Source organism: Streptomyces sp. NPDC048420 (assembly GCF_040651535.1).
In the GTDB taxonomy this organism is placed as follows: domain Bacteria; phylum Actinomycetota; class Actinomycetes; order Streptomycetales; family Streptomycetaceae; genus Streptomyces.
In genome coordinates, this window is record NZ_JBEZKG010000030.1 from 70,937 (window position 1) to 82,270 (window position 11,334).

General features: G+C 71.0%; 10 protein-coding genes. 6 read left to right on the plus strand and 4 right to left on the minus strand.

Features of this window, described 5'->3' with window-relative positions:
* The first annotated feature begins 128 nt into the window (after window positions 1–128).
* The 4 genes from AB0D34_RS39630 (at window position 129) to AB0D34_RS39645 (ending at window position 4,774) form a co-directional block, all read left to right on the plus strand.
* Complete coding sequence (locus AB0D34_RS39630; RefSeq protein ID WP_362671122.1) at window positions 129–461, plus strand: trypco2 family protein; 333 nt, start codon at window positions 129–131, stop codon at window positions 459–461.
* Between the two features lie 2 nt (window positions 462–463).
* Entirely contained in the window at window positions 464–3,433 is a 2,970-nt protein-coding gene (locus AB0D34_RS39635; protein ID WP_362671124.1) for an NACHT domain-containing protein, read from the plus strand.
* 77 nt (window positions 3,434–3,510) lie between these two features.
* Window positions 3,511–3,801, plus strand: coding sequence for a hypothetical protein (locus tag AB0D34_RS39640; RefSeq protein WP_362671127.1), 291 nt, complete (start codon window positions 3,511–3,513; stop codon window positions 3,799–3,801).
* Between the two features lie 10 nt (window positions 3,802–3,811).
* Complete coding sequence (locus tag AB0D34_RS39645; RefSeq protein WP_362671129.1) at window positions 3,812–4,774, plus strand: hypothetical protein; 963 nt, start codon at window positions 3,812–3,814, stop codon at window positions 4,772–4,774.
* 28 nt (window positions 4,775–4,802) lie between these two features.
* On the opposite strand, the gene AB0D34_RS39650 is transcribed toward AB0D34_RS39645, so the two are convergent.
* From AB0D34_RS39650 to AB0D34_RS39660, 3 genes are read right to left on the minus strand one after another with little or no spacing between them, the layout of a single operon-like run.
* Window positions 4,803–5,729, minus strand: coding sequence for an oxidoreductase (locus tag AB0D34_RS39650; protein WP_362671132.1), 927 nt, complete (start codon window positions 5,727–5,729; stop codon window positions 4,803–4,805).
* Between the two features lie 36 nt (window positions 5,730–5,765).
* Entirely contained in the window at window positions 5,766–7,712 is a 1,947-nt protein-coding gene (locus tag AB0D34_RS39655) for a SulP family inorganic anion transporter (protein ID WP_362671134.1), read from the minus strand.
* Entirely contained in the window at window positions 7,709–8,305 is a 597-nt protein-coding gene (locus AB0D34_RS39660) for a carbonic anhydrase (RefSeq protein WP_362671136.1), read from the minus strand. Before AB0D34_RS39660 ends, AB0D34_RS39655 begins: the two co-directional genes overlap by 4 nt.
* A gap of 194 nt (window positions 8,306–8,499) precedes the next feature.
* Between AB0D34_RS39660 and AB0D34_RS39665 the strand changes: the two genes are divergently transcribed.
* Window positions 8,500–9,222 (plus strand): response regulator transcription factor, encoded by a 723-nt coding sequence (locus tag AB0D34_RS39665; protein ID WP_362671138.1) that lies wholly within the window; start codon window positions 8,500–8,502, stop codon window positions 9,220–9,222.
* The gene (locus AB0D34_RS39670; RefSeq protein ID WP_362671140.1) at window positions 9,219–10,682 is read left to right on the plus strand and encodes a HAMP domain-containing sensor histidine kinase; all 1,464 of its coding nucleotides are present in this window, start codon (window positions 9,219–9,221) and stop codon (window positions 10,680–10,682) included. Before AB0D34_RS39665 ends, AB0D34_RS39670 begins: the two co-directional genes overlap by 4 nt.
* Before the next feature lie 245 nt (window positions 10,683–10,927).
* Here AB0D34_RS39670 and AB0D34_RS39675 read toward each other — a convergent pair whose 3' ends face one another.
* The gene (locus AB0D34_RS39675) at window positions 10,928–11,287 is read right to left on the minus strand and encodes a hypothetical protein (RefSeq protein ID WP_362671142.1); all 360 of its coding nucleotides are present in this window, start codon (window positions 11,285–11,287) and stop codon (window positions 10,928–10,930) included.
* Window positions 11,288–11,334: the final 47 nt, after the last annotated feature.

Below are 11,334 nucleotides of genomic sequence, written 5' to 3' on the forward strand. Positions count from 1 at the left end.
CGGGCGGCCGGGCGTAGCGAGCGATAGCGAGCGAGCCCCTCCCCTCGTTCCCCTTCCGGGGTGCGCCACTTCTCGCGGAGAGATAGGTTACGGCCGAGGCGCGAGTGCCGGATGGGGAACGGGGGACAGTGAGCGACAGGATCGAGCTTGCCGAGGTGGTCGGGGCCGTGCGTGACGGTCTGGTGGAGGCCGCGCGCCGGGGTGCCGGCCAGGGGCTCCGCTTCGAACTCGGTGAGATTCAGATGGAGTTCATGGTCGAGGTGCGCCGCGAGGCCCGGGCGAAGGGCGGCGTCAAGGCGTGGGTCGTCGACGCGGGCGCGGAGGCCGGGGTGTCCAGGGCCCAGACGCACAAGGTCGCGTTCACTCTGAAACCCAGGGACACGGCGACGGGCCAGGACTGGCTCATCGCCGCCGACGACGAAGGCGATGTGAGCGGCTTCTCCGCCGCGGCCCGGGACTGATCGTGCTGACCGGCGACCGGGGCGGCCCCGTCCCGGAACGGGTGGCCGCGATCTTCGGTGGGGGCCGTCAGGGCAGTGGCTATCTGCTCTCCCCACGCGTCGTCCTGACCGCGGCTCATGTCGTCGCGCACGGCTCCGAGTTGCTTCTCCGCGTGCCCGGAGGACGGGGACCGGTGCGCTGTGAGGTCGTCTGGCGGCCCGAGGACGCTTCCTGCGACGTCGCCCTGCTGCTGGCCGAGGAACCGCTCACCGGTGACGCCCCCGACCGTGCCTGGAACCGCTGGGGCAGGGTCGGCGGTATCGCGCCCCTGCCCGGTTGCGAGGCCATCGGCTATCCGTACGTCCAGCGGGACGGCTCGGGCCGGCTGGAGAGCGAGCACGTGACCGGCACCGTCAAGCGGGGCTCCGCGCTGCTCGGGAGGACGTACGTGCTCGACATCGACAAGGTGCCCGCGCCCCGCACCGACGGCGGCTCGCCCTGGGCCGGTTTCTCCGGTGCCGTCCTGTTCGCGCGGGGCCTGCCGGCCGGGGTGGTCATCGCTGACGCCGAGGGCTGGCGGCACGGCCGGATGAAGGCCACACCGGTCGGGGAGTTACTGGACGACGCCTCGTTCGTCGCGACCCTGGGCGAGTTGGGCTGCCCCGTCCCGGACGTCCGCGAGGTCTCCGGTCCGGCGTCCGACCCGGACGCCGAGTTCGAGGAGCAGTACGCCCGCTACGTCCGGGACAGGCACAGCAGCCTGACGATCTACGGCGTCGATCTCTACCATGAGCGCGAATGGCCGCTGGACGCCTCCTACCTGAGCCTGGAGGCCATGCCGACGCAGCGCCGTTCCAGGACCGCGGACCGGACCGGCCGAGCCGTCCCGTTACCGGCCGACCAGGCCCTGGAGAACCGGGACCGCGTGCTGTTGCGCGGAGTCGCCGGGTCCGGCAAGACCACCCTCGTCCAGTGGCTGGCGGTCGCCGCCGCGGGAGGCCGGGCGGAGGGCGACCTGGCCTACCTCGACGGGCGCGTACCGTTCGTCCTCCCGCTGCGCCACCTCGCCCGGGGTGGGGCCCAACTGCCGCTGCCCGAGGACTTCCTGACCGCCATGAGCTGCCCCATCGCGGGGCACCAGCCGAGCCGCTGGGCCAGCCGCGTCCTGGCCGGCGGGCGCGGCCTGCTCCTCGTCGACGGTATCGACGAGATCCCCGAACCCGACCGCGAACGCACCCGCCACTGGTTGCGCGACCTGATCGTCGCCTATCCGGACAACCTGTGGCTGGTCACGTCCCGGCCGTCCGCCGTCCGCGACGACTGGCTCGCTCTCGACGGGTTCTCCGAACTGTCCCTCGCCCCGATGAACCGCGACGCGGTCACGGAGTTCGTCGGACGCTGGCACACCGCCACGAGGGCCGACCCGTCCCTCGCCCGCAGACTGCTGACCGCCGTCCACACCAAGCAGGACCTGGCCACGCTGGCCACCAATCCGCTGATGTGCGCCCTGATCTGCGCTCTGCACCGCGAGCGGCAGGGCTATCTCCCGCACGGCCGCAAGGAGTTGTACGACGCGGCGCTGTCGATGCTGCTGGAACGCCGGGACCTGAACAAGCCTCTCTCCGAGACCATCGGCGTCCAGCTGACGAAGGAACCGCAGATCAGGCTGCTCCGGAAGCTGGCGCACTGGATGCTCCGCAACGAGCAGACCGAGATCCACCGCAGCGGCGCCGAACAGATCATCGAAAAAGCTCTCCCCTCCGTGACGCAGGCGGCTCAACTCGGAGACGCGCGGCAGGTTCTGGACCATCTGCTGCTGCGCAGCGGACTGCTGCGTGAGCCGGCGGTGGGTGCGATCGACTTCGTCCACCGCACCTTCCAGGACTTCCTGGCCGCGCAGGCGGCCGTGGAGGAGGACGACTTCGGTCTGCTGGCCGCCAACGCGCACAAGACCCAGTGGGAGGACGTCATCCGGATGGCCGTCGCCCACGCCCGCCCCAGGGAGTGCGACGCACTGCTCACGAAGCTGGTCGAGCTCGGTGACGAGAACAGCGATCGCCGTATCCGCGTGCTCGCCATGGCGTGCCTGGAGCACGCGGCCGAGCTGGACAAGGATGTCCGCGCGTTGGTGGAGGACCGGGCCGCGCGCATCATTCCGCCCCGCAACATCGAGGAGACGGACGCACTGATCAAGGTCGGTCGGATCGTCCTGGAACTGCTGCCCGGCCCGGAAGAGCTCACCGAGGAGGAGCAGGCCGGATACGTCCTGGAGACCGCCGCGGGAATCGCGCACGACGCGGCTCTGCCCCTGCTCGCGCGGTTCTGCCGGGCACCCTGGCCCCGGGTGCGGGAACGGGTCGTCGACGCCTGGGGATCGTTCGACCCCGTCCGCTACGCGCAGGAGGTGATCGCACACCTCCCGGCCGACGACATCCTCACCGTCAGGACTCCCGGGCAGCTGGCGGCCCTGCGGGAGCTCGGCGGCCGGCCACGGCTCCGGCTGCGCGGTGACCTCGACCAGGCCGCTCTCGCCGCCGCCGGACCGCCGGGCCGCACGGACGAGCTGGTGGTCAGCATGAACAACAGCCTCACGAACCTCGACTTCCTCAAGGAGTGGGCGGGGCTGCGCCACCTCACCCTGTCGAACTGCCCGACCCTCAAGTCCGTCGACGCTCTCGCACTGCTGCCCGCGTTGCGGTCGCTCGTCCTCGGAAAGGACAACAGCCCCACCTCCATGGCGGACTGGGCGACGATCAAGTGGCATCCGGCGCTCGAGGACCTGACGGTTTCAGCGGATTCGCTCATCCTCCTCCCGTCGCAGCAGGTCATCGACAAGGTCCGGCGACTGACCCTGGTCGGCCCCCCGTCCCGCGACCGCCTCGCGGCGATCCCGAGGCAGTTCCCGAATCTGTCCGTCCTGATCGTCCCCAAGGGCACCGACCTGACCGGCCTGAACGGGTTTTCGGGCGTGGAGATCATCGATGGCCCGTAAGTGAACTCGCCCCAATGGAAGGTCAAAAGGCTAGTAGTCTTCCGCCACACGAGACCTGAGTGTCGGGGAGGGCTTCATTGGCTGTGCAGTACTACCAAGTCGACCTGGATGAAATGGACTTGGCAATCCGCCGGCTGTACGACGTAGCCCGACGACTGGAAAGGGCTCGATTGAAGGCCCACCACGAAACCGGCCTGGCCCACGAAGCGCTCGGCAAGGAATTCGCGGAAGTGTACGAGTTCAACGCCGCGCAGGCCTCGGTGAAGATCCACATGGAGCAGGTCTCCACCCATCTCCGGTCCTTCGCCGAAGACTTCATCCACAATTTGAAGCTGACACGGGACGCCTACGAAAACGCGGAGACCTAGGCACAGCCACATGTCAGAGAGGGAGTACGACTACCTGCCGCCGGGGCGGGGCTATGCGAGCAAGCACACCACCCCGTTCGCGACCAAGAGTCTGCCGCAGCTGAAGGCCATGGTCGAGCACGCCGACCCCGAGAACGCCCGGACCGTCGCCCGCGGCTGGGACGCGTTCCGCGCGGACCTCGTCGCAGGAGAGGACGGCGGCGCACTCGGCATGCTCTCCGACCTTGTCGACCGGCTCCTGCAGTCCTGGCGGGGCGAAGCGGCCGAGGCGTTCCGGGTGGAGGCGGAGCGCTTCCTTCGCAAGATCGACGACACCGCCGAACACGCCAGGTACCTCGCCATCGCGGTGCGAGGCGCCGCGAACGCGTTGCAGGAGTACAAGCCCCACATCGACGCGATGACCCCGTCCGAGGACACCCCGGGCAGCCCGGGGCCGGCCGGCAAGGGCCTCAAGGACCTCAAGGGCCGGGAGAACGCCGAGGATCTGCTGAAGGCCGGCGGGGGCGAGCTGTCCGCCGCCAAGCGGCATGACCTCAAAGCGGCCGTCGCGATGGAGCAATTGGGGGCCGCGTACAACTCCCAGTCCGATGCCATGGGGTCATGGAGTCGGGTGACGCTCGCCGATCCGAACTGTCCGGGCGCGCCCGACGGCACCGTACCGCGGGCGGAGGTACGCCCGATCCCGCGCTCGGTGTCGCCCAGCCAGGCCCCGCCGCCCCCACGCCCCGCCGAGCCGCCGAGCCCGCCCGGACCGGGTGGCGTCGTCAAGACTCTCAGGTCGCATACCGAGGCCGCTTCCACCACCGGCGTGCCGGGCGTGATCGGCGGCATCGCGCGGCAGGACTCCGCGCGGGGCGGGGACCGGTCCATACCGAACGGCGTCCTCGGCGCCGCCGATCCCTTTCAGACGCCCGGTCCGGCGGCCCCGGAAGGTGACACCGGGTCTGACGGGGGCCGCGAGCAGGACGGTTGACATCGAGAGGACGCCGTGGCCCCGGCGGTCAAGCCTTCAGGGCGTCGTACGTCACCCCCGTGAGCTGCTCCGAGGCGGTCCAAAGGCGTTGGGCTGCCTGGTCGTTGCGGGTCCAGGGGGCCCGCCGGGAGGGGACCGGAGACCCACGCCAGCCGGCCAGGGACGGGCCGGTGAAGGAGTCAGGGGAGACGTCCGGCGCGGTGGCGGCGTAGAGAGTGGGGAGGGCGCCGGCGTCGGCGGACTGGGCGAAGAAGCGGTTGCCGATCTCCATGAAGCGTTCCGCCGCCCTGCGCCCCGTCATCTTCGGTCCCGCGGTCTGGAGGTTGGTGGCCGCGTACCCCGGGTGCGCGGCCGCCGCGATCACGTCCGAGCCGTGGACGGCCAGCCTGCGCGCCAGTTCGTGCACGAAGAGCAGGTTGGCGGTCTTGGAGCGGGCATAGGCGATCCAACGGCGGTAGCGGCGCTCGCTGTTGAGGTCGTCGATGTCGATGTTGGCCAATACGTGCGCCGAGCTGGAGACGACCACCACACGTGCGGCGGGTGTCGCGAGGAGCGTGGGCAGCAGGAGGCCGGTCAGCGCGAAGTGGCCCAGGTGGTTCACGCCGAACTGCGTCTCGAAGCCGTCCGCCGTCGTCCCGTACGGCAACGCCATCACGCCCGCGTTGTCGACCAGCAGGTCGAGGCAGTCGTAGGGATACGCCGCCGCGAACTCCCGTACGCCGGACAGGTCCCCGAGGTCCAGACGGGCGAACTCCACGTCCGCACGCGGGACTTCACCGACCAGCCGGTCCCGGGCCTCGACACCGCGGGCCTCACTGCGGCAGGCGAGCACCACGCGGGCGCCCTTGCGGGCGAGTTCGCGCGCGGTGACGTAGCCGATTCCGCTGTTGGCCCCGGTGACGACGGCCACGCGTCCGCTCTGATCGGGGATGGCGTTCTCGTTCCAACCGGACATGACCGGGCTCCCTCCGCCGACGGGGATGCGCACAGCCTACGAGCGGCGGGCGCCGTGCGTAACGTCCGGTACGGGCCGCGTGTCCAGGTAGAACCATTCGACCCCGGGACCCGGCTCCGCCATGAACGCCTCGGCTCCGGAGAGGTCGGGGGTGGGGTGGGCTCGGGAGGGTGAGGGCCTCCCGGGGCCGTACGGGGTCTGCGGGCCGTCGGCCCAGGAGGCGGCCACGGTGGGGGCGCCGACCGCGGAAGCCGCCGTATCGAACGCGCGCCCCGCGGGAGGCGCCCCGGCACCGGCGGCCGAGTCGGAGGCCGCCGTGTCGGAAAGCCGGTCTCCGGCCGTGTCGGAAACCCGGTCTCCGAACGCCGACGCGGCGAAGGCCCCGTCCCCGAAGGCCCGCTCGTCCGGTGAGCCCACGCCGGAGGCGACCCCCGGCCCCGGCATGAGCAGTTCCACCCGCAGCCCCTTGCCCCGCTGCTGGGCCGTGAACTCCTCCACCTGGTTGCGGCAGGCGTGGTCCAGGTGGGTGACGCCGGTCAGGTCGAGGCGGATGCGGGGCTTTCCGGAGGCGGCGGCGGATTCGAGGGCCTCGATGACCTTGGGCAGACGCAGGAAGGTCGCGTTGCCGGCCATGACGACCTTCGCGGTGTCGTCCTCGATGTGCTGCCGGATCACGGTCTGGGACATCCGCAGCGCGGCCAGCACGATCCCCGCGGCGAGCCCGACGAGGACACCTTCGAGGAGCGCGGTCGCCACGATGACGAGCGTGGTGACCGTCATGACCACGAACTCGCCCCGGTCCTGGCGCCACATCTTCGGGAACTCCGCCGGTGCCAGCAGCTTCCAGCCGCTGTGCACCAGGACCCCGGCCAGCACAGAGATCGGGATCAGGGCGAGGACCTGCGGAAGCAGCAGCGCGAAGGCCAGCAGCCACAGGCCGTGCAGGGTGCGGGAGAGCCGCGTCTTCGCACCGGCCTGGACGTTCGCCGAACTGCGGGCGACCACGGCCGTGATCGGGAGTGCGCCGAGGATGCCGGCCACGGTGTTGCCGGCGCCCTGGGCCACGAGTTCGGTGTTGTAGCGGGTCCGGGGGCCGCTGTGCATACGGTCCACGGCGGCCGCGGTGAACAGGCTCTCCGCCGAGGCGATGACCGTGAAGGTCAGGATCGAGGTGATGATCGCGGCGTCGGCGAGACCCGCGAACTGCTCGGCGCCGGGCACCTGTACGGCCGCGAGCAGATTGCCGACCTGGAGGGTCTTCACCTCCACACCGGGCACCGCGGCGACGGCGATCCCGATGCCCACCGCGACCAGCGCGGCCGGAACCTTCCTGACCGGGCCCGGCGCCTTCTTCCACACGAAGCTCAGGAAGACGGTGACGACGCCGAGCAGCAGGGCGGTCATCGCCTGCCGGTCGGTCAGGACGTCCGCGAGCAGCCCGGGAACCCCGGCCATGTTCTCGATCGGCACACCGGGCGCCTTGTTGTCGGCCATCGGATAGAGCTGGCTGAACATCAGCGGCAGCCCGATCCCGGCCAGCATGCCCTGCACCACGGCGATCGAGATGGCCTGGAACATCCGCCCGAGCCGTACGACGCCGAGCACGATCTGCAGGATCCCCGAGCCCAGGACGATCACCCCGAGCATGGCCACCCCGTGCTCCGCGACGGTCTCCGCCACGAGCGCGGCGAGTCCCGCGGCGGGGCCGCTGACCTGGAGGGTGCTGCCGCGGACCGCGCCGACCACGAGTCCGCCGATCACTCCCGAGATGATCCCCAGTTCGGCCGGGACCCCGGAGGCCACGGCGACTCCGATGCAGAGCGGCAGGGCGACGAGGAAGACGACGAGAGAGGCGGTGATCTCGGTCCCGAGCCGGCCCTTGGGCGCATCCGGCGACTTGGCCTGCTCGGCTGAACTCCCCAGCCCCTTGCGGCCCTTCGGCGCGGCCCGGTCCCCCCGCCCGCGCGCGTGCGCCCCGCTCATCCGGCGTGCACCCGGAAGCGGCCGTCCTCGTCGAGCTCGTGCACCTGGCCGGTGTCGACCTCGTAGTACCAGCCGTGCAACCGCAGCCGGTCCGTGTCGAGCCGCTGCCGCACCACCGGATAACTCCGCAGTGCCGCCAGCTGGTTGACGACATTGCTCTGGACGACGTCGGAGAGCGCGGGAGTGTCGGTGAGCACGGGGGCCAGGGAGGGGCGGGCCAGGCCCAGCCACGCGTCCACGCCCGGCAGCGCGGTCAGGTCGTCACCGGACCGCAGCGCCCCCATCGCCCCACAGTGTGAGTGACCACACACGACCACGTCCTGAACCCCGAGCACCTCCAGCGCGTATTCGATGGTGGCGGCCTCACCACCGGCCGCGTGTTGTCCGTACGACGGCACGATATTGCCCGCGTTCCGCAGCTCGAATATCTCACCGGGCCGGGCTCCGGTGATCAGTGCGGGGATGACCCGTGAGTCCGAGCAGGTAATGAAGAGCGCCTCGGGATATTGCCCCTCGGCCAGTTTCCGGTATTCACCGCTCTCGAAATCCACTCGCCGCCTGAACGAGCGCGCACGATCCAGCAATGCCTTCATGGAACCCTCCTGAGCTGGGCGTTCTACCAGTTGCCACCACCGTAGAGGGACGATGTACAGAGGAAGGTTAAAGGCGGGCCAGAGCGCGGCCAGGAGCAGGACATTCTTTTCCCGACTCCCGCCGGGGGCCTCCTTCTTGTAGCGTGTCGGGCACAGGGCAGAGAATATGAATTCAGGTGGGAGAGATACGACGTATGGGCCTTCGCGTGCTGCTCATAGAGGACGACGAGACGATCGCCGAACCCCTGGCCGAGGGCCTCGGGCACTTCGGCCTGACGGTCGATCACGTGACGACCGGCACCGAGGGGCTGAGAGCGCCGTACGGCGATGTCGTGCTGCTGGACCTGGGGTTGCCGGACATGGACGGCATCGACGTCTGCCGTGGCATCCGGGAGGTCTCCGACGTCCCGATCGTCATCCTCAGCGCGCGCGGGGAGGAGGCCGACCGGGTGCTGGGACTGGAGCTCGGCGCCGACGACTACCTGGCGAAACCTTTCAGCGTACGGGAGTTGGTGGCCCGGGTGCGGGCGGTGACCCGCCGGACGCGGCGCGCGCAAGAGGCCGCCGTCCCGCCGCCCGCACCCGCCCCCGCACCCGCGGCCGCGGCCACCCACGAACCCGGTCCGCTCGCCGTCGACCGCCGCACCCGGCAGGTCTGGGTCGGTGAGGACCAGGTCCCGCTCACCCCCAAGGAGTTCGACCTGCTCGCGCTGCTCACCGAGGACCCGGGCGCGGTCTACTCCCGGCAGCAGATCCTCGACCGGGTCTGGGATCCGTTCTACGAGGGACCCACCAAGACGCTGGACGTCCATGTCGCCTCGCTGCGCCGGAAGTTGGGGCATCCGGCCTGGATCCAGACCCTGCGCGGGGTCGGCTTCCGGCTGGCGGTGCACACGGGAGGGGCCGGGCCGGCATGACGCGTCGGATCCTGCTCAGCTATCTCACCCTGGCCGTCCTGGTGCTGCTCTGTCTGGAGATCCCGCTGGGGTTCGTCTACTCGCGCGGTGAGCGGGAGCAGGTGGTGGGCGCCGCGCGCGACGAGGCCGAGTCGGTCTCCGCGTACGCGGCGCTGACCCTGGAGACGGGTCGCGCCGAGCGGGACCTGCCCGAGCGGGTGGCCCACTGTGCCGCACGCATCGGCGGGAAGGTGGTGGTCGTGGACGGGTCGGGCGCGCTGCTCGCCACCTCGCACCCGCTGTCCGAGGAGGTCTCCCGGTCGCTGTCCGTGCGCCCGGGCATCGTGGCGGCGCTGCGGGGCGCGTCCTCGGTGGATGTACGCACCTCCACGATCGGCGGGGTCGAGTACCTGTCGGTCGCCTCGCCCCTGGGGCACGGCACCCAGGGCGCTGTGTGGCTGACCGTGCCCACCCGGATGGTGCACGAGCGCGTCCACCATGTGTGGCTGCTGCTCGCCCTCGGCGGACTCGGAGTCCTCACGGCCGTCGTCCTGGTCGGCTTCGGCATCGCCCGCTGGACCGGTCGTCCCATCCGTGAACTGGAGCGTGCCACCCACGAGTTGGCGGTCGGCGGCCGCGCGACACCCGTGACAGTGACGAAGGGCCCGCCCGAAGTCCGCAGTCTGGCGGCCGCGTTCAACCGTACGGCGGCCCGGCTCGCCCATCTCCTCGACGCCCAGCGGGCGTTCGCGGGCGAGGCCTCCCACCAGCTGAAGACCCCGCTGGCCGCGCTGCGGCTGCGCCTGGAGAACCTGGAGCCGAGCGTGGCGGACCGCGGCCGGGGCAGTCTGACCGCCGCCGTGACCGAGACGGACCGGCTCGCCCGCATGGTGGAGGGCCTGCTCGCGATGGCCAGGCTGGAGGAGGACGCGGCACGGCCGGTGCGGGTGGACATCGGCGAGGTCTGTGCGGAGCGGCACCGCACCTGGCTGCCGCTGTACGGCCGGCAGGGCGTGTCGTTGGTCTTGTTCACCGGCGCCGTGGAACCGGTGTCGGTGCTCCCGGGTGCCGTGGAGCAGATCCTGGACAACCTGCTCTCCAACGCGCTGCGCGCCTCACCGGTCGGCAGCACGGTGGCCGTGGAACTCCGCCCGCACACCTCGTCCCGGCGCGCCCCGCACTCCGGCTGGGTCGACCTGCATGTCACCGACGAGGGCCCCGGAATGACGACGGACCAGCGCGCCCGGGCCTTCGACCGCTTCTGGCGCGCGCCGGGCGCCCCCAAGGGCGGTACCGGCCTGGGGCTCGCCCTGGTCCAGCGCCTGGCGCACGCGAGCGGCGGCGAGGCGAGTCTGCACGCGGCGGCGACCGGCGGCCTCGACGCGGTGGTCCGGCTGCCGTCGGCACAGGGAGCGCCGGGCGGACCGCGTCCGGAGCGGCCGAGCGGGCGCCGCAGGGAGGCACCGGTGGTGCGGGCGTAAGAGGCACAGGAGTCCGCAGAAGCCTGGCTGTCCGCAAGGTGATCCACCTGACCGAGGACGACACGAACGGCCGCTTCCACCGTTTCGTACCGACGACTTGGACGACCGCAGGGGCGGCCGCCGAAGTGTCCGGTGTTGCCGTCGAAGACCGGAAGCGGCCCGCCGAGTGATCCATTCGGCGGGCCGCTTCCTGCCATGCACGGGTACCGACAGGCGCCCGAGTCCCTACGTGACGGTCGACGACCTCAAGCTGAGATGGCCGTCAATTCCGGTGGAGTGAGGGACACATTGATGACCTGTGCGATCGCCTCCAAGCTCCACGGACCGTCAATCGTGACCCACGCCATCTCGCACTCCAGGTCGGCCTGACCCCACGCCCCTTCCCAACTCCGAAGCGTGTGCGCGCGTGCCTCGGCCGGCCAGTCGGATCGCCGGGCGGGCAGCAGGGAGACCTGGACGCCGTCGACAAAGCACGGCCCTGTCTCCCGCAGATCCTCCATGCGGAGGTAGCGGATCCGTGCGAGGTGCAGCCACACCGGCGCGTACGGCTTGTCCTCCGCCACGAAACCGAGCGTCAGGTCCCCCTCGGGCCACCCCGGATCCATCTGGCACACCACCGTCTGAACGGAGTGGCCGGCCCATCGAGCAGTGA